At 59.6% G+C, this 25,924-nt stretch carries 24 protein-coding genes, 2 tRNA genes and 1 pseudogene; 14 read left to right on the forward strand and 13 right to left on the reverse strand.

What is annotated here, in order from left to right; genetic code table 11:
* Window positions 1–429 precede the first annotated feature (429 nt).
* Window positions 430–849: an organic hydroperoxide resistance protein gene (locus MHY24_RS11095; protein WP_239230666.1), complete on the reverse strand. Its 420-nt coding sequence runs from the start codon at window positions 847–849 to the stop codon at window positions 430–432.
* A gap of 220 nt (window positions 850–1,069) precedes the next feature.
* On the opposite strand from MHY24_RS11095, the gene MHY24_RS12115 reads away from it, so the two are divergent.
* The 3 genes and pseudogenes from MHY24_RS12115 to MHY24_RS12185 all read left to right on the forward strand — a co-directional run.
* Window positions 1,070–1,300: a hypothetical protein gene (locus tag MHY24_RS12115; RefSeq protein ID WP_275431224.1), complete on the forward strand. Its 231-nt coding sequence runs from the start codon at window positions 1,070–1,072 to the stop codon at window positions 1,298–1,300.
* A 165-nt stretch (window positions 1,301–1,465) separates the two neighbouring features.
* A complete protein-coding gene (locus MHY24_RS11105; protein ID WP_204611317.1) occupies window positions 1,466–2,035 on the forward strand; it encodes a Panacea domain-containing protein in 570 nt (189 codons plus the stop codon).
* 211 nt (window positions 2,036–2,246) lie between these two features.
* Window positions 2,247–2,411, forward strand: a pseudogene (locus MHY24_RS12185) (hypothetical protein); the annotation flags it as partial.
* 29 nt (window positions 2,412–2,440) lie between these two features.
* On the opposite strand, the gene MHY24_RS11110 reads toward MHY24_RS12185, so the two are convergent.
* The 4 genes from MHY24_RS11110 to MHY24_RS11125 all read right to left on the reverse strand — a co-directional run bounded on the left by MHY24_RS11110 (window position 2,441) and on the right by MHY24_RS11125 (window position 6,656).
* A complete protein-coding gene (locus tag MHY24_RS11110; RefSeq protein WP_204611319.1) occupies window positions 2,441–3,052 on the reverse strand; it encodes a hypothetical protein in 612 nt (203 codons plus the stop codon).
* A gap of 37 nt (window positions 3,053–3,089) precedes the next feature.
* Complete coding sequence (locus MHY24_RS11115; RefSeq protein WP_239230669.1) at window positions 3,090–4,667, reverse strand: PTS ascorbate transporter subunit IIC; 1,578 nt, start codon at window positions 4,665–4,667, stop codon at window positions 3,090–3,092.
* 11 nt (window positions 4,668–4,678) lie between these two features.
* The gene (locus MHY24_RS11120) at window positions 4,679–5,494 is read right to left on the reverse strand and encodes a PTS sugar transporter subunit IIA (protein ID WP_239230671.1); all 816 of its coding nucleotides are present in this window, start codon (window positions 5,492–5,494) and stop codon (window positions 4,679–4,681) included.
* A gap of 166 nt (window positions 5,495–5,660) precedes the next feature.
* Entirely contained in the window at window positions 5,661–6,656 is a 996-nt protein-coding gene (locus tag MHY24_RS11125; RefSeq protein WP_239230673.1) for a DUF5067 domain-containing protein, read from the reverse strand.
* Window positions 6,657–6,767: 111 nt separating this feature from the next.
* Here MHY24_RS11125 and MHY24_RS11130 point away from each other — a divergent pair.
* Window positions 6,768–6,841, forward strand: a tRNA-Ile gene (locus tag MHY24_RS11130).
* A gap of 108 nt (window positions 6,842–6,949) precedes the next feature.
* A complete protein-coding gene (locus tag MHY24_RS11135) occupies window positions 6,950–8,005 on the forward strand; it encodes a trimeric intracellular cation channel family protein (RefSeq protein ID WP_239230675.1) in 1,056 nt (351 codons plus the stop codon).
* A gap of 67 nt (window positions 8,006–8,072) precedes the next feature.
* Here MHY24_RS11135 and MHY24_RS11140 read toward each other — a convergent pair whose 3' ends face one another.
* Window positions 8,073–8,609: a hypothetical protein gene (locus MHY24_RS11140; RefSeq protein ID WP_239193505.1), complete on the reverse strand. Its 537-nt coding sequence runs from the start codon at window positions 8,607–8,609 to the stop codon at window positions 8,073–8,075.
* Between the two features lie 143 nt (window positions 8,610–8,752).
* Between MHY24_RS11140 and MHY24_RS11145 the strand changes: the two genes are divergently transcribed.
* Window positions 8,753–10,336: a mechanosensitive ion channel family protein gene (locus MHY24_RS11145; protein ID WP_239230677.1), complete on the forward strand. Its 1,584-nt coding sequence runs from the start codon at window positions 8,753–8,755 to the stop codon at window positions 10,334–10,336.
* Here MHY24_RS11145 and MHY24_RS11150 read toward each other — a convergent pair.
* Window positions 10,333–10,938 carry a hypothetical protein gene (locus MHY24_RS11150; RefSeq protein ID WP_239230679.1) on the reverse strand — a complete coding sequence of 202 codons (606 nt, stop codon included), beginning with the start codon at window positions 10,936–10,938 and terminating at the stop codon, window positions 10,333–10,335. The two genes, MHY24_RS11145 and MHY24_RS11150, sit on opposite strands and share 4 nt — an antisense overlap.
* A 132-nt stretch (window positions 10,939–11,070) precedes the next feature.
* On the opposite strand from MHY24_RS11150, the gene MHY24_RS11155 reads away from it, so the two are divergent.
* Window positions 11,071–12,159 (forward strand): alkene reductase, encoded by a 1,089-nt coding sequence (locus MHY24_RS11155; RefSeq protein WP_239193509.1) that lies wholly within the window; start codon window positions 11,071–11,073, stop codon window positions 12,157–12,159.
* Between the two features lie 147 nt (window positions 12,160–12,306).
* Here the strand turns inward: MHY24_RS11155 and MHY24_RS11160 are convergent, their stop codons facing one another.
* Entirely contained in the window at window positions 12,307–13,977 is a 1,671-nt protein-coding gene (locus tag MHY24_RS11160; protein WP_239230681.1) for an alkaline phosphatase, read from the reverse strand.
* A gap of 402 nt (window positions 13,978–14,379) precedes the next feature.
* On the opposite strand from MHY24_RS11160, the gene MHY24_RS11165 reads away from it, so the two are divergent.
* Both MHY24_RS11165 and MHY24_RS11170 read left to right on the forward strand, forming a co-directional pair.
* Complete coding sequence (locus MHY24_RS11165) at window positions 14,380–15,174, forward strand: serine hydrolase (protein ID WP_239230683.1); 795 nt, start codon at window positions 14,380–14,382, stop codon at window positions 15,172–15,174.
* A 475-nt stretch (window positions 15,175–15,649) separates the two neighbouring features.
* Window positions 15,650–16,060 carry a hypothetical protein gene (locus MHY24_RS11170; protein WP_239230685.1) on the forward strand — a complete coding sequence of 137 codons (411 nt, stop codon included), beginning with the start codon at window positions 15,650–15,652 and terminating at the stop codon, window positions 16,058–16,060.
* 79 nt (window positions 16,061–16,139) lie between these two features.
* On the opposite strand, the gene MHY24_RS11175 is transcribed toward MHY24_RS11170, so the two are convergent.
* Together MHY24_RS11175 and MHY24_RS11180 are read right to left on the reverse strand one after the other, a co-directional pair.
* Entirely contained in the window at window positions 16,140–16,925 is a 786-nt protein-coding gene (locus MHY24_RS11175) for an HAD-IIA family hydrolase (protein WP_239230687.1), read from the reverse strand.
* Window positions 16,922–17,215 carry an acyl carrier protein gene (locus MHY24_RS11180; protein WP_034668319.1) on the reverse strand — a complete coding sequence of 98 codons (294 nt, stop codon included), beginning with the start codon at window positions 17,213–17,215 and terminating at the stop codon, window positions 16,922–16,924. The genes MHY24_RS11175 and MHY24_RS11180 overlap by 4 nt, the downstream gene beginning before the upstream one ends.
* Before the next feature lie 27 nt (window positions 17,216–17,242).
* Between MHY24_RS11180 and MHY24_RS11185 the strand changes: the two genes are divergently transcribed.
* Window positions 17,243–18,241 carry an alpha/beta fold hydrolase gene (locus tag MHY24_RS11185; protein ID WP_239230689.1) on the forward strand — a complete coding sequence of 333 codons (999 nt, stop codon included), beginning with the start codon at window positions 17,243–17,245 and terminating at the stop codon, window positions 18,239–18,241.
* A 112-nt stretch (window positions 18,242–18,353) separates the two neighbouring features.
* Here the strand turns inward: MHY24_RS11185 and aceE are convergent, their stop codons facing one another.
* The gene (gene aceE / locus MHY24_RS11190; protein WP_239230692.1) at window positions 18,354–21,101 is read right to left on the reverse strand and encodes a pyruvate dehydrogenase (acetyl-transferring), homodimeric type; all 2,748 of its coding nucleotides are present in this window, start codon (window positions 21,099–21,101) and stop codon (window positions 18,354–18,356) included.
* 337 nt (window positions 21,102–21,438) lie between these two features.
* Here aceE and MHY24_RS11195 point away from each other — a divergent pair, with 337 nt between their 5' ends.
* The 3 genes from MHY24_RS11195 (at window position 21,439) to MHY24_RS11205 (ending at window position 23,264) form a co-directional block, all read left to right on the forward strand.
* The gene (locus MHY24_RS11195) at window positions 21,439–21,837 is read left to right on the forward strand and encodes a DUF3052 domain-containing protein (protein WP_005324380.1); all 399 of its coding nucleotides are present in this window, start codon (window positions 21,439–21,441) and stop codon (window positions 21,835–21,837) included.
* A gap of 68 nt (window positions 21,838–21,905) precedes the next feature.
* A tRNA-Val gene (locus tag MHY24_RS11200) sits at window positions 21,906–21,978 on the forward strand.
* A 149-nt stretch (window positions 21,979–22,127) separates the two neighbouring features.
* Entirely contained in the window at window positions 22,128–23,264 is a 1,137-nt protein-coding gene (locus MHY24_RS11205) for a site-specific integrase (protein ID WP_239230694.1), read from the forward strand.
* A 557-nt stretch (window positions 23,265–23,821) separates the two neighbouring features.
* Here the strand turns inward: MHY24_RS11205 and MHY24_RS11210 are convergent.
* Together MHY24_RS11210 and MHY24_RS11215 are read right to left on the reverse strand one after the other, a co-directional pair.
* A complete protein-coding gene (locus tag MHY24_RS11210; RefSeq protein ID WP_239230696.1) occupies window positions 23,822–24,844 on the reverse strand; it encodes an AAA family ATPase in 1,023 nt (340 codons plus the stop codon).
* An 86-nt stretch (window positions 24,845–24,930) separates the two neighbouring features.
* Window positions 24,931–25,404, reverse strand: a complete 474-nt coding sequence (locus MHY24_RS11215; protein ID WP_239230698.1) for a hypothetical protein — start codon at window positions 25,402–25,404, stop codon at window positions 24,931–24,933.
* A 6-nt stretch (window positions 25,405–25,410) separates the two neighbouring features.
* On the opposite strand from MHY24_RS11215, the gene MHY24_RS11220 reads away from it, so the two are divergent.
* A complete protein-coding gene (locus tag MHY24_RS11220; RefSeq protein ID WP_239230700.1) occupies window positions 25,411–25,560 on the forward strand; it encodes a hypothetical protein in 150 nt (49 codons plus the stop codon).
* The last annotated feature ends 364 nt before the right edge of the window (window positions 25,561–25,924 follow it).

A 25,924-nucleotide genomic window follows, 5' to 3' on the forward strand; every position in this document is an offset into this window, starting at 1 on the left:
ATGGAAGGAGCCCGAGTATCCGGCTGGAAACAAGCCATCAACCAAATGGCCGTGGCCTACCCCGACCGCTTCGACAAATACCTATAAACCCCGCCCCACACACAAACAACTTGACACGCTCTTCTTCATTTGCCCAGTACATACCGGGCATCGTGGCCTGTTTTTACTCACCCGGAAAGCACACCAACCCCCGACTAGCACATGGGGGTGCCATTCCGATGGATTGAACACGAAACGGGCGGATATAAGCACCAAGACCTTATATCCGCCCCATTTACCCAACCTGAGCAGCAAGATCACTGTAACTCAGACACACTTTTTGCTACTTAACCCGTTTTTCCTGGCGCCGACAAAAGAATGCGTACAAGGCATAAAAATACCCACGCGGCGCGCATGGCAGCGCGGCGTGGGCTGGGGAAGGACTAGAAATTAGTCCTGCGCAACACCAACGTTGACTTCGATGTTGCCGCGGGTGGCCTTGGAGTAAGGGCACATCTGGTGGGCGGCGTCGGCAAGCTCTTGTGCCTTGTCGTCCTCAACGCCTGGGATGGTGACCTCGAGGTCTACGCCGAGGTAGAAGCCCTCGTCGTTCTTGCCCAGGGAAACGCGGGCACCGACGGTGGAGTTCTCCGCGTCTACGCCCTTGTCCTTGGCCACTGCCTTCAGTGCGGAGTGGTAGCAAGCGGCGTAACCGGCAGCGAAGAGCTGCTCTGGGTTAGCGCCCTCACCGCTGCCGCCCATCTCCTTCGGGGCGGTCATGGTGAAGTCCAGATCGGAATCCTTGACTACAGAGCGGCCGTCGCGGCCTGCTCCGGTGGAGAGTGCTTCGGTGGTGTAAACGGCGTCCATGATGACTCCTTTTCTATTGGGTCTTTGTACGTCCGCCGATTGTACGCAAGAACGCTAGTCTTCGACGACGCTGACGGTGACCTCGATATTGCCGCGGGTGGCGTTGGAGTAAGGGCAGGCTTGGAGCGTTGGCAGGGTGCTGTGCAGCGGCGCGTCCCTACCGCCCGCTGTTGGCAGAGCTCGGGATCACCTATCCGCAGTACTTGGTCATACTGGTGCTGTGGGAAGCGGATTGACCGGTGCCGTTGAAATTCATCGCTCCCGCCTGGGTCAAGATAGCGGCACGCTCACGCCGCTGCTCAAGCGCCTGGAAAAGCAGGCCTATGTGGAGCACTGGTGCGACCCTGACGATGACCGCTGCACCCTCGCTGCCCTGACTGCCGACGGTGCCTTCCTCCGCACCCGTGCCGAATGCATCCCCGAAGCCATGGCAGAGGCTATAAGGAGGTAGGCATCGACCTTGCCGAGTTCAAGAAAACACTGGACACCCTCGCCGGCGTGCCTGTGGACGTGGAGCTGCCGTGGCCTTCATATAGCAGATGAGGAAGGCTATACTGGCTTAAGAATTTTGGCTTTATACACGTAAAAATTGTTTCGCACTAGGAGAGGAGGGGCCATGGCTACAGCAGTAGACGTCGCGCAGGTTATCTACAACAAACTGGGGTGGGTTGATGCTTGGAAGCTGGAGAAGCTTACGTATTACTGCCAAGCATGGAGCCTGGGCTGGTACGGGCGACCTCTTGTCTCGAATGAGTTTCAGGCGTGGAAAGACGGTCCGGTTGAACCCAACCTCTATCGCGAGAATAAATTTCAACGCTCCGAGAAAACCTCTACGGTGTTACCGGGAGCTGATGTAGAGGCTATAGGGGACGAAGCCGAAAAGATCATCGATGCCGTGATTGCCTTTTATGGTGATAAGACATCCGATGAATTGATTGAACTTACGCACTCGGAACGTCCATGGATCGTCGCTCGTGGTCAGATGGGCCCCGAGGCGAATGCTAACGAGCCGATTTCGCAGCTGGAAATGAAAAAATACTATGCCTTGCAGGAAGCTCGTGGTGCTGAAGGGCCGACGCGGCCTATGCTTTCTGTGCAGAATCTTTCCGGTGCCGATCTGCAGCAGCGCTTGCAAGCTTCAGCAGAACGCTGGAAGGGCGCTCTTGAGATCCTTGCAACCCGATGAATGAGTATTGTCTTCCGGTGGAAGACGTAGTTCGACTGAACCGTCAACTCATCGGTCGGGATGGCAACCTCCTCGACCGCTCGAAACTTGAGTCAGCATTGGCCACCCCTTTACAGACCTTCGGCGGAGAGTACTTGCACCCATCTGCACTGGATAGGGCTGCAGCGTTGTTGCACTATCTGGCAAAGCGCATGCATTCGTCGACGGCAATAAGCGAATCGCCTGGGTATGTGCCTCCACCTATTTAGAAATCGAAGGCTTTGGGCTGGGGCCAATCGCCGATGAAGAGATTGTGGAGCTCGTTGAAACCGTGGCCGCTGCGCGCGATAAGAAGGAAGGCTTCATTGCAGAATGGTTTGCTGAACGGTTGTTCTAGTTCGGTCTGGTTAGTTCCTGGAGTAGCGGTTAGTTGGTAGTGGCCACGCGCTTGGTCCACACGCTTCGGTCCGCGGTTTCAAAAGAGACGCGCACCGTTTTATCGCCGGGCTTTTCGCAGGTGAGCACCCGCTGATCGCTGCCCATGCGGCAATCCAGGTTATAGGACTGTTTGGTCACTGGGCTGCTGGCGGTGATATCTGCGTGGTATACCGCCGTTACTGTGGGATCTTTCGAACGCATGGTGTAGCTAGCCTGCATCGCGGCGTCAAAGACCGCGGCGGCGAATTCGCAGGAGGTTGCATCGCCGGCGTCGATGGAATCGCCAGACGAGGATGTGCCGCAGTAGCCGCCAATCTGGCCCACATTGATGTTGTGGTTGCCGCCGGCTGGCGGAGCGGGCTGATCCGGTTCGGTCTGTTTAGTGACCGTCTCGGTGCGGGGTTGCTTCGTGTCCTTCTCCGGGCTGGATTCTGCTTCGGCTTCGCCCGCGGCAGAGCTATTGTCCTGTGCGGTGGAGAAGGCTGGCTCGTTTTCCGGCGCGGAGTTGTTATCGGAATCGGAGCCGGTGCCGCAGGCGCTCACGGTGAGGCCGGCGGCGAGAAGGAGGGGCGCTACGGGAAATGTGGAAGGGCGCTGCATAGGGATACTGTAGCGCCCTTCGGGTCGTGGCGCGCAGCTAGTGGTCTATGCGGGAAGGCGGAGTTGGCGCGCCTTCAGGCGGTAGCACTTTCGGATATTTCGTGGCCGTGCCGGACGAAGTGGCCGCGCCGGTTGCACCGCTGGTTGCGGCGGCATCCTCGTTGCTGGTGGGGGAAGGACGGTGGGGAGTGGGGTCCCAGTGGGCGTCGACAAGCGTGCGCTGGCATACCCAGCCCAGAGCCAAAATAGCCAGCGCAATAAGGGCAATGAAGAAAAGCCCCAGAGCGCCATCGGCGTGGATGGACCAGCCCAGCAGCAGGCCGAGCCAGCCAAAGTCAGCATCGCCGAAGGTGGTATTCGCGGAGCCGAAGGAACCCAGGACGCTGAGGAGGAACGCCGGCAGGAAGGTAATAATGAGGCCGTTGACAAAGGCGCCGAGTGCCGCGCCGCGGCGTCCACCGGTGGCATTGCCGTAAACGCCGGCCGCGCCGCCGGTAAAGAAGTGCGGCACGAGGCCCGGCAGAATCAGGGCAACGCCGAAGGCCGGGTTGAGCCAGGTGGACAGCACGGCGAGGCCCACCAGCCCGCCCACGAAGGAAGAGATGAAGCCGATGAGGACTGCATTCTGGGCATAAGGGAAGACGATGGGCGCATCCAGTGCGGGAATCGCGCCGGGCACGACCTTGGCCGCGATGCCCTGGAACGCGGGCACGAGCTCGCCCAAAATGGTGCGCACGCCAAAGAGGATGACGGCCACAGCCACGCCGAACTGGAGGCCTTGGGTGACGGACTGCATCAAGAAATTGCCCACATTGGTGGCGCCATCAGGGAAGGCGGTAAAAGCTTCCTCCGAACCGGCGCGGGCAATGAATAGCACGGCGAGCACCACGTACATCAACGCCATGGAGAGGGCGGTTGCCACCATAGAATCGCGCAAGAAGCGCAGGCCTTCCGGCAGCTTCAGGTCTTCAGTGGAGGGCGACATTTTCTTTCCCTTGCCGCCCACCAGCTTGCCGACGCCGCCCGCAGCCAAGTACCCCACAGTGCCGAAATGCCCGATGGCAACGGAGTCATCGCCGGTAATCCGGCGGGTAAATGGGTGGGCGATAGCCGGCAGCGAGACCATGAGGATGCCGAGCAGGGCCGCGCCAAAGGCGATGACGACCCAGGACGAGTACCCGGCAGGGGCGAGCACCATGGTCAGAAGGGTAGCCATGAAGAGGACGTGGTGGCCGGTGAGGAATACGTAGCTCATGGGCGTGAAGCGGGCGAGGAGCAGGGAGACCACAAAGCCGAGGATCATAATCCAGGCGACCTGGCTGCCGAACTGGTCTTGGGCAATGCCGACGATGGCCTCATTGGTGGGAACCACGCCTTGCGCGCCGGTGGCGCCCGTAATCATGGCGCCGAGCGGCTCCAGCGAATCGGTGACGAGACCGGCGCCGGCACCAATGAGCAAGAAGCCAAGCGTGGCCTTGATGGCGCCGCCAATGGTTTTGCCGGTGCCGCGTCCCATCGCGGCCAAGCCGACCGCGGTAATGATACCGATGAGGAATGCCGGTACGGAGAGGATCTCATTGACAAGGAAGTTTGCTATAGCAAGAAGAAAATCCATGAGGATGCTCCTTAGATGTCATAGAGCTCGCGCAGAGCCCCATCGATTTCAGACATAGAGGTGAAGTCTTGGATGACGTAGACGGGAACGCCGACATCGCCAAGCGTTGCCGCAATTTCGCCGGAGGTGAGCAGGAAATCCGCCTCGCTCGCACGGCCCTTTGCGGAGATGGTGTCCGTGGCTTCTACATTCAGGTACGGTCCCCAGCCCCATTCATCGAGAACCTGCTCGAGCGTGTTCTTAAGGAATAGCGAGGTTCCCAGGCCATTGCCGCAGACCGTGAGGATCTTTCCCTTGGACGCGACAGAATCTGCTGCCGTGTGCTTTGTTTCCTGGGGCTTTGATGCTGCCTGCGGCCTGGCGGCCGGCTGCTTCTTGCTCGAGGTCGATGCGGCGAGAATTGCGCGCAGTTCCTCTTCGGATTCCGCCCGATTGAGCTCGTCACGCTTGGTGGCTAGCAGCTTTGCCAGCTGCTTCATCGCCTGCAGGTGCTCGGAGTCGTTGCGCGCGGCAAAAGCTACGACTAAGTCGACGGGATCATTAGAGTCATGGCCGAATTCCACTGGCTTATCCAGCCGCACCCACGACAGGGAGGTCTCCTTAACCGCCTCCGAAGGACGCGCGTGCGCGAATGCGAAGCCAGGAGCAACCACAATGTAGGGGCCTGTTTCTTCTACGGACCGCACCATCGCGTTCGTGTAGTCCGCGGTGATCGTGCCTGCTTCTTCCAGCAGCGAGCCCGCGAGCCGGATGGCCTGCCTCCAGTTATCCGCGGCGCCGTGCAGCTCCACCGCGCCGGGTGCCAAAAGGGAATCTAGTGTTGCCATGTGTATCTCCCATCACAGAAATAGTGACATCGGGGTGAATGTCACTGATGATTCTATGCTGTGGAGAAACCGGAGGTAAAAGCAGGGGTAACGTTTGCATAGACCTAATTCCGAACCGCCTCGAGTTGAGGGGGAGTAAGGCTGGGCAACCGCATTCACCGCGGATCTAGACGGAATGAGTGTCTTTCTCTTTTTTCTTCGGCAGCTCTGGGCTGGAGCCTTCGTCCCTCGGTGCCGGATCCATCGGGGTAGAATCTTCCAACTTGTAGGTTTGTGAGCCCACTTCTTCTTCGCCGTATTTTTCCCTGGCTACGAGTTCTACTGGGGTGGTAAGGTCATCGAGCTCGAAGGCGGCGGAGCTCTTGACCGTGCCGCCCTTTTTGATCTTGTCCATCATGTTGTCAGTGTCGATGTTTTCGCTGAAGCCGGTCTTGAGCTCGTTGATGGCGTTCTCGTCGTTGTCCTGGATTGCGGTGAACATGGAAGTGAAATCCGCGGTGCGCAGCTCTTTGTCCGTCTTATTGGTCATCTCGTAGTCGAAGACAACGATGGGTTTATCGCCAATCCTATTGCCGGGCGAGCCCGGGTCGATGACGTGGTGTCCGGTAATTTTGACCGTGGCGGTTGGGATTTCCAGAACGTTGTCTTTGAAGGATCGGGTGGAATCGGTGTTTTGGAGCTCACTTGTGACTTTGGGCTCGTCGTCAATCTTCCTCAGCGCGACGTCCAGTGGGACACTTTCCGTCTTGAACTTGAATTTAAGCTGATCGTCTTCGAGCTTGAAGTCCAGGTTGTCCGGCATCATGCCATCGGATACAGGATCCACGCCACCGGCGTCTTTCTTGGAGGCTACCGTTTCGCCCGTGGCTGCCTTGGCGGCGTCAAAGGTTCCAATCCATAGTGGCTCATTATTGTCGGAGCCGTAATCCCACTCTACGGTAATGACATCTTCGGTCACGCTAGCGGTGAAGGTAGATGTGTGCTCACCTTCGCCAATTTTTTGTTCCCACGTGCCAATGACGGCTTTCGCGTCTTTGGTAGAACCTTGGCTGTTAGAGGAGTTTTCGTCGGAGTTAGTGGAGGAGGCCTGGTCCGAATCGGCGGAGCAGGCGGAGAGGGTAAGGGCAGCGGCGATAAGGAAAGAGGCTGTGATGTGGCGCATAATTTACTTATACCGGATGGGGTTGCACTGCGCTGGGCAAATTGGTCTTTAGCCTCGCATTGGCTACTCTTTTGAGAGCGGATCTTCGCCCTAGCGGTGTGTGATCCGCGTGGGGCTATAGCTCAGTCGGTTAGAGCTACGGACTCATAATCCGTTGGTCCCGGGTTCGAGCCCCGGTGGCCCCACGGTGAGAGGGAGGCGTCGGCAAGCAATGCCGGCGCCTTTTCTCCTGCCTGGCTGCGCATATGGGTGTGCTAATTGCGCGGTGGCGGGCGGTGAAGTCTAATAACCATATGGTTGAAGTGGATCCGCTCATTGAATCTCTCTACCGCTGGTCCGATATCAGCGGCGTGCTGCTGATGGGAATCATCGGCGGCACTATGGCGCGCAAGCGCGGCTATGACATCATCGGCTTTTTCTTTATCGCGATGTTTTCTTCCCTGGGCGGCGGCATGGTGCGCGACGTCCTTATTAACCGCGGCACCGTGGCGGCCATGAACCAGCCGGAGTACCTTTACCTGGCCTTTGCTGGTGCGCTCATTGCCCGCTTTGTCTACTTCAAGGGCAAGACCTGGGATTATCTGCAAGCGCATGGCGACGCCGTCGTATCCGGCCTCTGGGCCGCTACCGGCGCCGTGAAAGCCATTACCTATGGGCTGCCGCTTATCCCGTGCATCATGATGGGCGTGTTCACCGCCACGGGCGGGTCCATGATTCGTGACATCGTCATGGGGCGCGAGCCTAGCGTCTTTGGCGATAACCAGCCGACGGTTATCCCGGCCGTGGCCTGCGCAATCATCGTCTTGGTGGGCCACCACTATGACATGATGGCCGTGGGCATGATTATCGGGCCGCTGGTTTCCATCTTCTTGGCGCTGCTGGGCATCTGGGCAGGCTGGCGCGTGCCGGCGTACCAGGAGTGGGCGCCGATTAATGACACCGCCGCGCAGGTGAAGGTGCTGGCGAAGAAGGCCGAGAATAAGAGCCGCGCGGTGGGGCGTCGGCTAGAGCCGCACCGCGTGCGCTCCTGGCGCCACCGTCAGATGGAGGCTGCACTGCAGCGCCGCATCGAAAAGGAAGTGCGCTCCGGCAAACGTCGCAAGGAGGCCGCTGCGGAGGCTAGCGAGTTTATGCAGTCGTTTGAATCAGACGTCGATCAGCTCAGCGTCCAGGCCACCGAGTCCGAAAACACCGACTTCGGCGTGGACCTTAGCGGTGACTCCTATGAGGCAGAAGAGCGAGCCTCCCATGAGGAATCGCAGCGTCTGCTGGATTCCATCTTGGAAGATGACAAGCTTACCGATGAGCTCATTGACCGCCTCATGAAGCGTTATAACTCCCGCGACTAGGTCTTATGGCTTCGGCATTGCGGTTTAGCGCGGCGGCCTAGTTCGCGGAGGCCTGGCGGGAAACGGCTTAGCGCCCCACCGCGCCGCAGACCTGTGGGTCCGTGATATAGCCCTGCTCGCAGCCATGTTGGGTCTGGATTTCTCCGGAGCTCTTATTCCGGTTGCCATTGGCATCGTTGCCATAGCCGCACAGGTAGGCCGGGCAATCCGCGCTCGGGCCGCCGTTATTGGCTTGGCCCTGCTGCGGTGCCTGTTGCTGCGGCGCCGGCTGGACCGGCGGCTGGTTATTGGATTCCTTGCACAGTCCGGCAAACTCCACCCAGGTGCCGTCCGCGCACTGATACCCCGCGGTGTTGGCCTGCTGCTGGTTATTCGTTGCCGGCTCCGGGGTCTGCGTGCGCGGCTCGCGCTCCTGCGGAGTTTCGGTCGTGGTTTCTTCCGTGGTCGATTCCTCCGTGCTTGTTTCGGTGGTGCTGGTCTCGGAGGCGGTCTCCGTCACGGTTTCCTTCACCGTGGAGATGGTGGTGGCGGTGTCATCGCTGCCGCCGCAGCCGGTGGTAAAGAGTGCAAGGGAAAAGAAGGGGATAAGGAATGATTTCTTCATGCCCCACAGAGTAGCCAAGCCTGGCCGAGTCCGCAGGAGTTTGCGCAGGGCACAGAGGGTGCGCGCCGGCAGGGGCGGGCTTTGCACGGTTGCTGGCAGTCAACTGGCATCCAGTTTTCAGGCAGGCGGCCTACTCTAGGGGCATGAATCTGAAGTATTACTTCTACGAGCTGTGGAGCCTTTTTGTTGACCATGGCTTGCCGCTTATCGCGCTATTGCTGATAGGCATTTTGATCCCGCGCATCGGCAGGCTGGCCATCCGCATTATGGAGCACCGCCTCGATGAAGAGGAAGAAGCTACCAAGGCGCGCTTGGCGCTGACCGGTGCGCTGGTCTACATCGTGCAGGCGGCGGCGTACTTCCTCATCATCTGGGCCGCGCTGACCAATCTCGGCGTGCCAGCGGTAGGTGCGGCGGTGCCGGCGACGATAGTCTCGGCCGCCGTGGGCTTTGGCGCCCAGTCCATCATTGCTGACTTTCTCTCCGGCTTCTTCATCCTTTCGGAAAAGCAATTTGGCGTGGGCGACTATGTCAGCTTCGATGGCGTGACCGACGTGGAAGGCACCGTGGTGATGCTGACCCTGCGCACCACCAAGGTGCGCACGCCCACCGGCGAGCTGGTCACCGTGCCCAATAGCTCGGCCGGCGCGGTCACCAACTACTCCCAGGAGTGGTCGCGCGCCGTGGTCAACTTTGACGTGCCGGTGCAAGAAGGCGAGACCCTGCCAGAAATCACGCGCCGAGTGCGCACGATTTCCGAGCAAGCCATCCAGGAACCGTCCATCGCCGTGGACGTCAATGGCGAGCTCGAGGTTCTACCGGCCACCCAGCTGGTTGCCCCGCAGGCGGCCGGCCAGTCCTGGCACGTGACCTACCGCGTGCTGGTCACCGTAAACCCCGCCCGCCAGTGGGCGGTGGAGCGCGCCATCCGCTCCGCGCTGCTTTCCGCGTTCTGGGATCACTACAACGTGGCCGACTTGGACGAAATCCAGCGCCCGCTTCTTCCGGTGGGCGACAATACTGCGGCCCAAGAATCCGTCAAGGATGCCTCCGCGGCAGGGGAGGGCTCGCGCCCCGATCCCCAGCCGGAACGCCAGACGCCCGAGGCGGATGGCCCGGATAGCGACGGCCCCGGAAAGCCCGCACTGCCGGATGATGACGAAAAAGAGCCTGAGCCCACCCAGGGCATCTGGCGCGCGCTGGAGACCAATACCAAGTTTCAGAAGATCGCCACCATTGGCGGCCGGGTCCGCGCCTCTACCACGGGCCTCATCCTGGCTCTGCTTGTCGTCGGCGCCTTGGCCCTGGCCTCGAGCAATCCCGAAAATGCGGATGCGGGCTGGCTTTCGCCCGAGCATTGGCGCGATAGCGGCGCGGAGGCCTCTTCCTCGCAGCTTTCCGACGCCCCCTCCACCAATCCCACCCCCGAAACCACCGAAACCGGCACGAAGTACGAGCCGACGGAGGACAGCTCTGGTGCCACGGAGACCGCCGACCCGCAAGGCTCTAATGGCGCTGGCGCGACCGATTCGCCTGCCGGCGGCGGTAGTCAGGGAGCGGGCGCCACGGGTAATGCCTCGCCCGCCCCGAGTGCCGCCAACGGCGGGACCGATTCCGGCAACGGGGCTGGCACTGCGCCCACTGCCGGAAGTGATGCCGGCGCCGGCGCCCAAGCGTCCGGAACCGCCGGCAGCACCGGCCAAGAGATCCCGGCAGAGCCGCGCTAGTAGGGCTGGCCTTCTACAGTAAGTCGGTCCGTCCAGCGCTCATTATTGGGCGAGGTAAAGCTGGCATACACGCTGGTGTCATTATCCTTTTGGCAATGGAATGTGCGCACGTCTGAGCCGATGGCGCAGAACAGATCATAAGCCTGCTTGGTTTGCGGGCTCACCGCAGAAATGCGGGTGTTATAGGAGCCGTTGACCCTCTTGTTGCGGTGCGTGTAGGTAAACGTATGGGTGATAGCTTCATCAAAAATCGCGCCGGTGAACTCGCATGAGGTGTGCTCTACCGCGTGGATGCTATCGCCCTGGTCGGTGTAACCGCAGTCGCCGCCTATCTGCCCAGAATTGATACTGTGATTTCCCTTTTTAGGTGCGGGCGCCTGCTCGTTGTTTTCGGCTTCAGGCGTGGTCGCTTCATTGGCTTCTTCGCCGGCTCCCTCATTACGGTCCATGGTCTTGGTCACCGTGGCAGGTGCCTCGGGGCTGTGCTGCTGGCTAAAGACCGGCTCCGCATCGGTAGAGGATGGTTCGCTATCGGAACCGCAAGCGCTCAGGCTCGTAGCGCAGAGCGTGGCGAGGACGAGGGCGGAGGCGCGTTTGAGCATGGGGTATCACTTAGGGGAGTCGGCGATGTGGACGCGGATCACTTTAACATTAGAGTGGCGCCTCTGACGTGCATAAAGGATTTTGTTCGGCAGAGATGAAATAGTGCGGACCGGCTGCGTGTTGCACTGGGCATGACTTCACTTTTCGAACCACTGGAACTTGGCCGATTCAAGCTAGATAATCGCGTCACCATGGCGGCACTGACCCGCCAGCGTGCAGGCGAAAGCGGTGTACCTACCGAGCTGCACCAGAAGTACTACTCGCAGCGTGCAACGGCCGGTCTGGTAGTTACGGAGGGAACCTTCCCGGCGTGGACCAACCGCGCATTCCCGGGCCAGGCAGGTATTGCGACCGACGAGCAGGCAGAAGGCTGGCGCGTCGTCGCAGACCGAGTGCACGAGGAAGGCGGCACCCTGTTCATGCAGATCATGCACGGCGGCCGCACCAGCCACCCAGACCTGATCGACGGTGCGAACCCGGAGGCGCCGAGCGCCTTTGATTGGGGCGGAACCGTGCGTGGCTTCGCTGGCAAGATGGACGCGCCGGTGCCGCGCGAGCTGAAGAAGGAAGAGCTGCCGCGCATCGTGGACGAATTCCGCCAGGGCGCGCGCCGGGCTATTGATGCTGGTGTCGATGGCGTGGAGATCCACGGCGCCAACGGCTACCTGCTGCACGAGTTCATGGCGCCATCTGCCAATAAGCGCGAGGATGAATTCGGCGGCAGCCCGGAAAATCGCTGGCGCCTGCCAGAGATGGTCATCCGCGCCGTGGTGGAGGAGATCGGTGCCGACCGCGTTGGCGTGCGTTTCTCCCCGGCACACAACGTGCAGGGTGTCATCGAAGACGATCAGGAAGACATGCTGGCTACCTACGGCGGGCTTCTCGACGCCCTGGCGCCGCTGAACCTGGCCTATGTGTCCTTGCTGCATGGCGAGCCGGACAGCGAGCTCATCGCCACGCTGGCGCAGAAGGCACGCGCAAACGGCGTGACCAAGGTGCTCATGAATGATGGCTTCCCCACGATTACCTCCAAGGAGGATGCCCAGCGCGAAATCGAGCTGGACTACGTGGATGCTGCAGTGGTGGGCCGCCAGCTCATCGCCAACCCGGACCTGGTGCGCCGCTGGCGCGAAGGCCTCGAGCTCAACGAGCCGGACCAGGATACGTTCTACCTAGGCGGCGAGCGCGGCTACATCGACTATGAGTATGCCGCGGACTAGGGAAGAATCCGCGGCACCAAAGGGGGCCCGAAAGGCGGGCGAGTGATAGGTAGTGAAATTCCCCAGAGAGGGTCTTTCACTGTGCCTATCGAAGGTGCACTACTCGTTCGTTAACGCCGAGTACCTGTTATGTGACAGAGATTACAGCTACTTGGTGTAGCCCTCACCCGGGCGCCAGGTCATGGTCACGGCCTCGCGCACCGGGGACTTGGCGGTGAGCAGGTTATCCACGCGCAACCAGTGCATTTCCGCCGAATCCGGGCGCACGGTGACAAAGCTGTAGCCGTGGTGGTCCAGATCCACGTGGCGGGTGTGCGGGTTGGCGCCCATCAAGTAGCGCTCGGCCAGCTTGGACAGCTCATTGCCCTCCGGCAGCTTCAGCTGCTCGTTAACATTCGGCGCAGACACGGAGGCGCAGACCATCTCGGCGCCGAAGATGCGGCCATCCTTGCTGATATTGTGCGCCCACTCGGAGTGGATATCGCCGGTGACAAAGAGGGTGTGGGAGTTGTGCTTAGAGAGGGCGTCGATAAGCAAGCGGCGCTCCGCCGAGTAACCATCCCACTGGTCGCCGTTAACCGGAATGCCGGTGATATTGGAAGACAGCGAGGAAGAGACCGGCTTGGTCTTGTCATCTTGTTGCAGGGTAGCCAGGTTCATGGGGGAGAACATGACGGAATTGCCCAGCATATTCCACTTGGCAGAAGAAGTCTCAATCTTATTGAGCAGCCAATTGTACTGCTCAGAACCGAGCATTGTGCGGCCCTCCGCAGCCATCTTGCGCGGGCCAAAGCGCACCTGCTCATCGCGGTAGGTGCGCAGATCCATCATGGTCAGCTCCACCAGATCACCGAAGGTCAGGCTGCGGTAGAGGTGGCCCTGCTCGGATGGGTTGGTCGCGCGCACCGGCATCCACTCAAAGTAGGCCTGCATCGCGGCTTTGCGGCGGTCCAGGAAGGCTCCTTCCTTGCCCTCGGTGTGGTTCTCGGCGCCCTCGCGCCAGTTATCGTTGGCTACCTCGTGGTCATCCCACACCACAACCCACGGCAGCGCACCGTGCGCGGCCTGCAGGTTCTCATCGGTGCGGTAGCGGCCAAAGCGGATGCGGTAGTCCTCCAACGAGAAAATCTCGTGCGCCGGGTGGTGCAGGCGCACCGGCCCATAGCCGGCGTATTCGCGCTGCGGATACTCGTAGATATAGTCGCCCAAGAAAATCATGTAATCCAGCTGATCCGCGCGGCCGCGCTGGGCAATATCGCCATAGGCGTTGAAGAAGCCGGACTCCCAGTTTGCGCAGCTGGCCACGCCGAAGGTGAGCTCTTCCGGGGAGGCGCTCAGCGCCGGGGCGGTCTTAGTACGGCCGACGGGCGAGTACTTATCCTGCGCCTTAAAACGGAAGAAGTACACGGTCTCCGGCTCCAAGCCATGCGGGTCCACGTGCACGGTGTGGTCCTGGCTGGCGTCGGTGGTCACTTCGCCCTGCTTGACGACGTCCCCGAACCCCTCATCCTTGGCAATTTCCCACTCCACCCGGGTGGCCTCGCCCAGGCCGGATCCCGGCATGGCATCGGCATCCGGGGTCACGCGGGTCCACAGGATGACCGAGTCCGGAATCGGGTCACCCGAGGCCACACCGTGGAGGAAGGGCCGCTCGCCCAGCTTCGGCTCCACCATGTGCTGCTCCACGCGCGGCGAGAGGCTGCTTTGTGCGTTGGCGGCTGCACCGGAGAAAGCGATGGCGGCACCGGCCGTGCCCGAGGTCTGCAGGAATCGGCGGCGGTTAACTGCGCTGCCCGTGTTCTTAGAATTATTAGACATGGTTGAAAGTTTTCTCATGTCTAATGGGTGTGCAACCGTTTCCTGCCCGATTCCATAAAATGTTCTTGTTATTTTAACCGGTGGTTTACTTGGGCGGCCTCCTGTGGGCCTGATGCGTCTGGCGGTTGGGCGGTTTCGAGGGGCGTTCGCTGACTTCTGTGGCTTAGGTCCAGTTTGATCGGGCTGATCTGAGGCCTTTAGGGCTGAATTGAGGGGGCCATTCGCTCAGATCGGCCCGATCACCTTGGACCTAAGGTGTGCGGGGCCCAGTAGACCTAAGGTATATGGGATTCGTGGGCCCAAGGCGTACGCGGGCCCAGTAGGCCAAAGGAGTGACCGGCTCGAAAAGGTGCGCCCACAGCGGTCCAGTCCTTCCGAATGCGGCTCAGTAGGCTAGAGAGTATGAGTGAATTTAGCCAAATTAGCCAGTGGCCCGCGGATGCGGTGGCCGGAGCCTTGCTGCACTGTGGCGAGGTGCAGGAAACGGTGGGGGATACCGCCCGTGAGTTTCCGGTGGCATCGGTGACCAAATTGGTTGTGGCCTACGGCGTGATGCTGGCCGTGGAAGAAGGAGCCGTGGAGCTTGAGCAGCCCGCCGGCCCGGAAGGCTCCACGCTCGAGCACCTGCTTGCGCACGCCTCTGGCATTTCCTTTGACTCCCGGGAGCCACAGAAGCCGGTGGGTGAGCGCCGCATCTATTCCTCGGCCGGTTATGAGTGGGCCGCGGATACCGTGGCCGAAGCTACGGGCATGGACTTTGCCAAGTACCTGCGCGAAGGAATTTTGGCCCCGTTGGGCATGGAGTCCACCCGGCTCGAAGGCTCGGCCGGGCACGGTTTGGTTTCCACGGTGCAGGACCTCGCGGCCTTTGCCGCGGAAGTCCAGAATCCACAACTCCTGCACCCCTCTACCGTGGCCGATATGCGCCGCGTGCACTTCGATGGATTGCGCGGCATCGTTCCGGGCTACGGTAGCTTCAAAAACTGCACCTGGGGCCTAGGCTTTGAAATCCGCGGCGATAAGGAGCACTGGATGGGCGCCCTGCCTGCCGACGCCGTCGGTCACTTCGGCATGTCCGGCACCTACCTCTGGGTGGCAGGTGACTATGCCATGGTCGCGCTCACAAACCGCGACTTTGGCGAGTGGTGCAAGCCCCTCTGGCACGATACGAATACCGCCATCTGGAACTCTCTGTAATCCGCCCGCTTTGGCAGAGCGAGCGCCTTCCACTGGGTGAAGTGGTGTGGTGGAAGGCTCCCCCGCGGGGCGGGGAGATGTCGGGGAATTTCGTGCGAAAGGGGGCCATCCTGTGCGGGAAGCCGGCGTGAGCGCATGGGTCGTGGTTGCGTGAGGGTCTAGTAGCGCTTTCCCGTGCGTGAGCAGGGTTTCTGTAGTCCGCCGTCAAGGAAGGGCAGAATTTTCTCAGCAAACTCCAAATTTCACATTTGTAACACTGGTTTCACCTGCAACTTTGGCCCCAGTCTGTACCTAGGGTTGAGGTTTAGCGAATGGGGGTTGAAGTGAAAGTTGAGGGTTGTAGGGAGGGGTGTGACGCAGGAAAATTGTGAGCAGACGCATCAGACAGTTCGTTGGGGAAGACGAAGCTCGTCTTGCATCGCGCCGGGCCGGCAGGCCCCGTGCGGTGGTGATCTATGTCGAGGGAGAATCGGCTATGAATACGTGCGTTAACCCTGCGCCGGTTGAACAGCCGGCCTCCACCTCCACGTGGCCCTCCGTCAACGGCGGCGCCACCGTGGTCACCGGTGTGCTTAAAATTTCCGGGATGCCGCGCAAGCTGCGCTCGGAGATTGAACACGCCATGGATCGGTGCATCCGTACCGAGTCGGAATTTATCATTCCGGGCGATGACCCATTGACCGCTCAGTGGTGCACTCGTTGGTTCCGGGATGGGCTTTCCGTAGCGGCGCTTGCCCAAGGCGGTAACGCCTGCGCCAACGCGGGCAGCGGTATCGGCTGCCACCAGGTGCTTACCGGCACCCGCGAGGAGCTGGACGCGCTTGATTGCGTCGTGCGCTACCTCGCGCAGCGCCACGGCTTTACTGCCGCCGTGCGCCTGCCTTAGAGGGTGCGAAAGGGGTTGGACCAGCTGCTGCTGGCCAACCCCTTTCTTTCTGCCGCAGGATGGTGCGCTCGGCTATGGACTATTCCGCCTCTGCGAAAGGATCCAGGATCTTGTCTGGCAGCTCGGCCACGGACTTGAGCACGGCCGACGGGCGGTACGGGTAGCGGGAAATCTCGTGGTCATCGGAAATACCGGAGCGCACCAGCACCGTGCGCATGCCGGCTTCAAGGCCCGCCTTCACATCGGTATCCATGCGGTCACCAATCATAACCGTGTGCTCCGAGTGTGCACCGATAGTATTCAGCGCAGAACGCATCATGACCGGGTTAGGCTTGCCCACGTAATAAGGCTCGCGGTTCGTGGCGGCGGTAATCAGCGCAGCCACGGCGCCGGTAGCCGGAAGTACGCCCGTGGGGGCAGGGCCGGTGACATCCGGGTTAGTGGCGATAAAACGAGCACCGTTGCGGATGAGGTTAATCGCGTTGGTGATGGCCTCAAAAGAATAGGTGCGGGTTTCACCGAGAACCACAAAATCAGGGTCGTCGTTGGTAAGGATCCACCCAGCCTCGTGCATAGCGGTGGTCAAACCGGATTCGCCCACCACATAGGCCTTGCTGGAGCTTACCTGGCTGGAAAGAAAATTCGCGGTGGCGGTGGCGGAAGTCCAAATGCGCTCGGCCGGAATGTCTAGGCCAGTGTTGCGCAGGCGTGCAGAAAGATCCCGCGGGGTGGACATGGAGTTATTGGTCAGCACCATGTACTCGATGTCATTGTCTTTAAGCGCCTGGATAAATTTATCGGCGCCAGGGATCATCTCACCCTCTTTGATGAGCACGCCGTCCATGTCTGATAGATAAGAAATCATTGGTGATCCTCCACATACTCGGCGATATCGCCGATGGTTTCGCTGTTGAGCATCGTCTCCTCAGAAAAACGCACCTGGAAGGCCTCTTCCGCGCGCACAGTGAGCTCCACCAGATCGAGCGACTCTACCCCGATATCCTTCAGGCGGGTCTCGCGGCCCAAGTCTTCCTCGATCCCGGTGACCTTGTGGATGAGGGCGATGAGCTGGCCGAGGGTATCTCGCTCCGGCTCCTTGTCCGGCGCACTCGCATTGAATTTTGCCTGCAATTGGGCACTGAGGTCGTTTGCCATGCCCACCAGTCTAGTATTGATCCCGTTATGGCATTGAGAAAACGTTCTTCCGTTGTGGCGCGTAGTTGGCTCAAGCGCCTGCGCCCCTCGCACCGCGCCGAGCTAGAAAAGCTCTATGGGGGCTTGCACGATCCCTCCACCGAGCCGGGCCTTACCGATATCAGCGCGTCCGGCACCGTGGACCACGATGGCCTAGACATTGCCTGGTATGAAGTTGGCCAAGAGGACGCCCCGGTGACGGTGGTCTTCATCCACGGCTATTGCCTGTCCGCAGAAGCCTATTATGACCAGGCCAATTACCTGCGTGGCCGCAATACGCGCGCACTCTTGGTGGATCTGCGCGGGCACGGGCAGTCCTCCACGGTCGACCCAGAAGAGTGCACCGTTGACGCGGCTGCCGACGACGTCCTAGCCGTCATCCGCGAGCGCGCTCCCCGCGGCAACTTGGTCATCGTGGGCCATTCCCTGGGAGGCATGGTTGCCTTGAACCTCATCCGCCGTGCGCCGACCGAGGTTTATGGGCGTATCAAGGGCGCGTTGTTGATTTCTACCTCTATGCGCCGCTTTGCGGCCAAGGGCGTGGCCCAGATCTTGCAGTCCAAGTTGCTGCACGCGCTCTACCGCCTGTGCCTGCGCTTGCCAGGTCGCGTCGATAGCGCCCGCTTTGAAGTTGCCCGCTTTATCGCCCCGCTTTTTGCCGCGACCTTAGCCGGCTTTCCTCTGATGGAGAAGCTGCAGTTTCACGTAGCCATGCTTCTCGATACCCCCTTGGCCTCCTACTCCGGCTTCTTCGACGACCTTTTGGAACATGCCGAATACGGCGCCGCTGAAAGGCTAGCGAAGCTCCACGGCGAGGTAGTGGTGGGCACCGCCGATATTGTCACCCCGCGGTCGCAATCCGAAGTCCTGTGTGAGAATTGGCCCGCCGCAAGCCTGCAGACAGTGGAAGGCTCAGGACACATGGTGATTCTCGAAGATCCTGAGGCTATCTCCACGGCCCTCGGCCGTGTCCTCGATGCGATATAGGCAGGGTGCTCGATAGAACCCTCTCGAGGCATGCGAAAAGGCGCCGCGGCGGGAAAGCCGGCGGCGCCTTTTTATAGCGCGTGGTTCGGGCTAGCCCGCACCAATGCGGGGGTTAGTCCTCGATGTGGGTGGTAGCGGTCGGATCGTCCAGCTTGAGTTCCTTGGCTGCCTTCTCCACTACGGAGCGCTCAATCTTGCCCTCGCGAGCCAGGCCGTCGAGTACGGCGACGACGATGGACTCGGCATCGATGTTGAAGTAGCGGCGTGCGCCTTCGCGAGTATCAGAGAAGCCGAAACCATCCGCGCCCAAGGTGATGTAGGTACCTGGGACGTACGGGCGGATCTGCTCCTGCAGCTCGGTGGTGAAGTCAGAGACGCCAACGAACGGACCCTCGTAGCCCTTGAGCTGGGAGGTAGCAAATGCCTCGGTCGGCTCCTCGCCCTTGCGCAGGGCCTCCTTGTTGCGGCGGGCACCGTCGCGGGCCAGCTCGTTCCAGGAGGTGACGGAGAAGATGGAGGCCTTGACATCGAAGTCGTCGGCAAGCAGCTGCTGCGCGCGCAGCGCCTCGTGCACGCCCACGCCGGAAGCCAAGATATTGGCAGCAATGGAGCCGCCCTCAGCGGTGTTGAAGTGGTAGATGCCCTTGTGCAGGCCCTCCACGTCCAAGTCCTCCGGCTCGGCCGGCTGGTGTACCGGCTCGTTGTAGACGGTGAGGTAGTACATGATGGCCTCGTTGTCCTCGCCGTACATGCGCTCGATGCCGCGGGAGACCAGGTGCGCAACCTCGTAGCCGAAGGCCGGGTCATAAGAAACCACGGCCGGATTGGTAGCGGCCAGGACTGGGGAGTGGCCGTCCATGTGCTGCAGGCCCTCACCGGTCAGGGTGGTGCGGCCGGCGGTAGCGCCGATAATGAAGCCGCGGCCCATCTGGTCACCAGCTGCCCAGAAGGCATCGCCGGTGCGCTGGAAGCCGAACATCGAGTAGAAGATGTACAGCGGAATCATGGCTTCGCCCTGGGTGGCGTAGGACGTAGCTGCCGCGGTGAAGGAGGCGGCGGCGCCGGCCTCAGAAATGCCCTCGTGCATGATCTGGCCGTCGGTGGCCTCGCGGTAAGAAAGCATCAAGTCGTGGTCAACCGGCACGTAGTTCTGTCCGCGTGGGTTCCAGATCTTCATGGTGGGGAACCAAGAGTCCATACCAAAGGTGCGGGCCTCGTCCGGAATGATTGGCACAACGCGCTTGCCCAGCTCCTTGTTGCGCATAACTTCCTTGAAGGTGCGCACCAAGGCCATCGTGGTGGCTACTTCCTGCTTGCCAGAACCCTTGCGCACCGAGCGCAGCTTATCCAGTGCCGGTGCCTCGAGCGGTGTGAAGTCCTCACGGCGCTCCGGCAGGAAGCCACCGAGCTCTTTACGACGCTCCAGCATGTACTTGATCTCCGGAGAATCCTTGCCCGGGTGGTAGTACGGCGGCAGATACGGATCCTTTTCCAGTTCCTCATCGGAGAACGGAATCTCCTGCTTATCGCGGAAGCGCTTCAGGTCATCCAGGGTCAGCTTCTTCATCTGGTGGGTGGCGTTGCGGCCCTCGAAGTTGTGGCCCAGGCCGTAGCCCTTAATGGTGTGCGCCAGGATGACGGTTGGCTTGCCGGTGCCCTTGTTCTCCAGCGCGCGGGCGTAGGCGGCGTAGACCTTGCGGTAATCGTGGCCGCCGCGGCGCAGCGCCCAAATCTCATCATCTGACATGTCTTCTACCAGCTTGGCCGTGCGCTCATCGCGGCCGAAGAAGTGCTCGCGCACATAGGCGCCGTCGTTCGCCTTGAAGGTCTGGTAGTCACCATCGGAGGTGGTGTTCATGACGTTGACCAGGGCACCCTCGGTGTCCTTTTCCAGCAGCTTATCCCAGCCACGGCCCCAAATAACCTTGATGACCTCCCAGCCGGCGCCGCGGAAGAAGGACTCCAGCTCCTGGATGATCTGGGTATTGCCGCGAACCGGGCCGTCAAGGCGCTGCAGGTTGCAGTTGACCACGAAGGTGAGGTTATCCAGCTCGTAGAGGGATGCGATCTGCAGCAGGCCGCGGGATTCTGGCTCGTCCATCTCGCCATCGCCCAAGAAAGCCCAGACGTGCTGCTTGGAGGTGTCCTTGATGCCGCGGGTCTCCAGGTACTTATTAAAGCGTGCCTGGTAGATAGCGTTAATCGGGCCCAAGCCCATAGACACGGTGGGGAATTCCCAGAACCATGGCATCAGGCGCGGGTGCGGGTAGGACGGCAGGCCCTCGCCCTCACCGCGGGAGACCTCTTGACGGAAGCTGTCCAGATCCTTTTCGGTCAGGCGGCCTTCCATGTATGCGCGCGCGTACATGCCCGGGGAAGCGTGGCCCTGGAAGAAGACCTGGTCGCCGCCCGAAGGATCGTCCTTGCCCTTGAAGAAGTGGTTCAGGCCGACCTCATACAGCGGGGCCGCGCCTGCGTAGGTGGAGATGTGGCCGCCTACGCCAATGCCCGGGCGTTGTGCGCGGTGCACCATGATGGCTGCGTTCCAGCGGATCCAGCGGCGGTAGCGCTTTTCCAGCTCCTCATCACCTGGGAACTCCGGCTCCATGGTGGTGGGGATGGTGTTGACGAAGTCCGTAGACGTCAGCGATGGCATCTCAACGCGCTTCGCAGTGGCGCGCTCGAGCAGGCGCAGCATCAGGTAGCGTGCGCGCTCCGGATCGGAGTGGTCCAGCAGACCATCGAGGGAGTCCATCCACTCGCGGGTCTCTTCTGGATCATTATCGTGAAGATACGATGCAACGCCGTCGCGGATGAGGGGGAAGTTGGAGTCGCCCTGGTGGGCGTCCTTCTCGGCCATTTAAACCTCCTATTTAAGGGTCTGCACAGTTTGCTTACTAGGATACGCGCTCACAGATCCACAGTCGTTGTGAAGTCCGACTTAAGGGGACGTGCAGTACGTTACATCGCTATAACCAGTATCTTTGCAAAGTTCGGTGGGGTAAAAGAGGGTAGTTTGCTAACTCTGTGGAGCCAGCTGCGCTGGCGGAAGGGCCTGCAAAATGGGGGAATTGCGGGCCTTAGGCGGGTAAAAGGGTCCGGTGGGCGTTAAAATACTTCTATTAAGCCGCGATTTACCCGCAGGATGTGGGCGATACGCGGACCAGACATTCACTAAATTAGGAAGGAAATGCATAGTGGCTGACGCTGCAGTCAAGCTCGGAATCAAGGAAGGGCAAATCGCCCTGGAGCTTGGTTGGGACGAGGATTGCGATACCGCGATCTCTGAATCGATCGAGGCCGTGCTCGGCGATGACTTCTTGGAAGAAGAAAATGACGAGCTGTGCGATGTAGTTCTTCTTTGGTGGCGCGAAGAAGATGGCGACCTTGTGGATGGACTGGTGGACGCGAGCCGCCCGCTGGCCGATAACGGCGCAGTCTGGCTGCTTACTCCGGGTGCCGGCAAGCCGGGAACCGTAGAGCCTGGGCTCATCTCTGAGTCCGCTCAGCTGGCCGGCCTGGTGCAGACCAAGGCGGAGCGCCTAGGCGAGTGGCAAGGCTCGTGCTTGGTGCAGCGCGGCTACACCAAGAAGTAGGGCTTCACCTGCCGATTTGTGTTGCTTGAGCAACCTGCGCTACTGTTTCTAACAGCGCAAGAGCGCATGCGGCTTTAGCTCAGCTGGAAGAGCAATTGGTTTACACCCAATAGGTCGGGGGTTCGATCCCCTCAGGCCGCACAAGACAGCAGGTCAGACCCCCTTTTCGGGGGTTTGGCCTCTTCGTGTTTTCACCGTATCCCCTGCACAGGGCGATTTTCAGTATAACTCAACCACCGACACGTGTACCCCCGCCCGCGTACATGTTTCGGGGGAGATATTGCACGATAATGGCACGGAATTCATGGGGCGCTACGCGCGAATTACCAAGCGGACGCTGGCAGGCCACTTACCAAGGGCCGGATAAACAACGCTACAAAGCCCCGCACACGTTCAGAGACCGGCTAGACGCACTGGCGTGGTTGGCTGCGGTACGCAAGGAGATTGATCTAGGTGCGTGGGAACCGCCGGTGGTGAAGAAAGCACCAACGAAGATTCCTAACGTAGGCGAAATGGTGAGGCATTGGCTAGCATTGACCAAACCACAGGTGCGGGATTCAACGTATAAAGCGTACGAAGAATTCGTAACAGCACGGGTGCTGGGAAATGAAACGCTGTGCGCTATTCCGGTAGATAAGCTCACGCCGGTGGCCGTCGCGACGTGGTGGCAGGAGACCGTACAAACGTTCCCAGTATCGAACCACCGCAACGCTAGGGCGTACCACAAACTCAAAGCTGCGATAGCGCTGGCGGTGGAATACGGCTATCTGCCTACGAACCCGGTGGCGATTAACGCGGCCAGGACAAGGGCTAAATCAAAGGCTAAGGAACTTCCAACCACCGCAGAGTTAAGGGCGATTCTGGACAACGTGCCAGAGCGCTACCGGCTCATAACCGTGTTATGCCTCTTCCACGGACTTCGGATAGGCGAAGCATTAGCCGTGAAGAACAAAAACTTCGTATTCGACACCAACGGTGCTTGTGTTCGGGTAGAGGGGAATCTAGTTAGAGTCCCCAACGGCAACGGTGGTGTGAAGATGGCGTTTCACCCTCCGAAGACGAACGCCGGTTACCGTACGGTGCCTTTGCTTCGGGAATTCGTTCCGGTTGTGATTCGGCATCTCAAAACCTTTGCCACGCACCCGGAGGAATACGCAACGCTTACCGAAGCCGGTGCGATGGTCTTTGATACCTCCTATCGCAGCGTATTCAACCGGGCCAGGCAACGCGCCGGGATTGATAAGCCCATCACGCCGCATTACGGCCGTAACTTCATCATCACGCGCCTTGCAGAGGCAGGCGCTACCCCTAGGGAGATAGGTCGTATCTTAGGTCAGGAAGATGTATCAACCATTGTTAACGTCTACATGAAGTCAAGGGAGGCCCGGCCAGTAGAGCTTATGCGCCGGGTTGACCTTGACGATTAGACGTTAGGGCAATGAGGCTTAGGCTCATTGCACAGGACGGTGTGTGTATCCCTTCGTAGTCCAACTACTCAGGTTTACCAACTTCCTTCGTGGGAAAGCGCTATTGCTTTCCCCTTCGGAAGATTATTAGTCCTTGGTGTCCTATGCCGAAGCTCACCGCTTCTTCCTAGTCCACTTGGTTCTTCGTAGAGCGGGCAATCACCGCTCTACTCAGATTTACTTAACAGTCCTTCGTTGGAGCCGCCAGAATACGGCTCCTACTCAGTCCATAGTGGTACGTGTCCCCTGCGTGGAGCAGCCATAGCCTGCTCCCCTTCGGGGTGTTTACTGTTCGCTCACATCAACGTTTGCCAATGCCAAACATTGATATTCACTCTCCGAAGAAAGCGTAGCGCCAAACAGGTTTGTCGCTTAGAGGATAAACGAACGAAGTGAGTGTATAAGGAGCCCGATTTCCCGAATCCCACGCCTGTGACCTGCGGAAACGTAAACCGGAGGGAAAACAGTTTCCCGCACAGTAACGCTGTGACCTGCACAAACGTAGAAAACGGGAAAATTTAGGACTGTGCAAATCCCTCCTTCGTATCCCACGTCAGAGTGCTCATACCGTTGAGTTTTTTCTTTACGGATTCAACGCTAAAGGGCTTACCACGATTATTCTTGAAACCGCGTTTGGTCAACTCAGACGCCACCGCTTCATACACCGCCTTCTTCGTGGTGGGGCCAGGAATGCCCTTAGCAATCTCGGCTATAGTAGCCTCCGCCGCGTCTGTGTCCGTTGCCGCCTTCGGTTGCTGCGAATCAACCAAGCTTAGCCGTCCATTATCTCCCAGCGACACCTTCACGGGGTCATCAAAACCGCCTGCGATATTGCCATTAAACCGCAGCGTGGTATACGCTTTGTTACCCGCCATTTTGAATCCGACAAGGTGCCGCATAAGGCCAGCGATAGAGCTGTGTCCACTCGCAGCGCCTACGGGGTCACCGTTGTAGCCTTTGTTGGCGTGATGCACGAACAGCACAGGAACGTTCGCAGCGTTGAATCTGCTAGCCACAGACAGGATAACTCCCACAGCGTCTAGGGAATTCGTATCAACGCCTCTGCTAGCGCACAGGCCGGGGATATGGTCAACTACTACTAAAGCTAGGTTGCCAGCCTCTGCGGCTGTGTAAGAACTCTCTGGCACTGTCCCGCCTGCGGCGGCTTGGTCAATCCACACACGATTAATGTCAGCGTCTGCGGTTATGAGACGGCTTAGATTCTCCTTCGGGCCATTGGACTCCGTGGTGACAAACAGAACGTTGCCCGGCGCGCTACCGCGTGTCGAATCTACACCAAGCACCGGCCTGCCGCGTGTGATAGCTGCCGCTACCTCTACTGCGGTTTGAGACTTGCCCGACTTCGGTGCACCGACAAACATAGTGTATGAGTCACAAAGAATGCCGGGGTAAATCCATTCATCTAGGTCGTTGTCAAATAATCTCAGCCAGTCCTGTGCAGAACGTTCTGGTAGTAGCGAAGAGAAATATTCATCTACCATTGTCTCTACTTCGGAATCTGTGTATCCGGTGTTATTCAATAAATCCTCCTTTTATATCGAAAACTAGTTATCCACGCCTAAGTCCCCGGTGCGGGGCATCCACACCGGGGCAGTCAAAACAGGAACTAGGCTAAGGCAAACGCTTTTAGCCACTGGCAGAAACCCATTTGCGGCGGTGTAACCGCGTCATCCTCCGTGTTGGTGAACTCAACACGCGCCGGGACAAGGGGCGTACCAAAATCATCAACACCTGCCATGCCATTGCCTAGACCGGCGTAGGAAGCAATCGGGGTCAGGTGCTCCGGTGCATTCAGATACCTCGTTACCGCGCGGTGGTTGCGCTTGTAACCGTTGTACGAAGCCGCGCACGGCACGATATTTCCGACTGTATGGCCTGCACTACCTTTAACTGCGAGCGGCTCAACATGGTCAAGCTGGCGCGTGTTGGGCAGACCGGGTTCGCGGGTTAAATCAACGCCGGTGTAGTAACAACGCCATGGGTCAATGCCGTTGCGCTCCCACGTGTGTAGAAGATGCTTGACAGTGATCTTCCTGCGGCGTCTGCCTGCCCTCGTGGCACGCTTGAAACCATTATCCAACGCGCCTTGCAATCCGTCGTTGCGGTTGTGGCGCTCACGGGCGCTAGCGTTGCGGCAGTCTTTGCACCGGCCAGCTTTGCCGTTGGCTCCGGTACGGTCGTTATCAAAGCCGGATTCAAGGGGCTTTATCTCACCACAGCGTGTGCACTGGCGTAGCCCAATTTCTGCCAGCTCCGCCCGGCGTGCGCGGAACTCTGGCGTAATAGTTGCTCTCGAAATCGTTTAACATCCTCTCTCAAAGCGGAGGGCGCTTGCACAAACTCAGTGCATCGACTAAGGTTGCGGTTAACGCCCTCAGGGTGAACAGAACAAACTCAGAATTAAAAGAACCATCCCGCCAAGTAGCAGCTTGCCGGGTGTTTAGGCATTTCTGAGCACTCCTCAGTATGGCTTATGGCACGGCCTAAACGACAGAATGTGTTGTTTTGCGGCGTGTCGGGCTAAACGACATTTTGTGTTGGTGGGGTTTAGCGTATGTGGCCTTTGCGTATTCCCATAGAGTGGTTGTAGGCAGTGTCGA

It is taken from the genome of Corynebacterium sp. ACRPQ, assembly GCF_022347225.1.
Lineage (GTDB): Bacteria > Actinomycetota > Actinomycetes > Mycobacteriales > Mycobacteriaceae > Corynebacterium > Corynebacterium tuberculostearicum_D.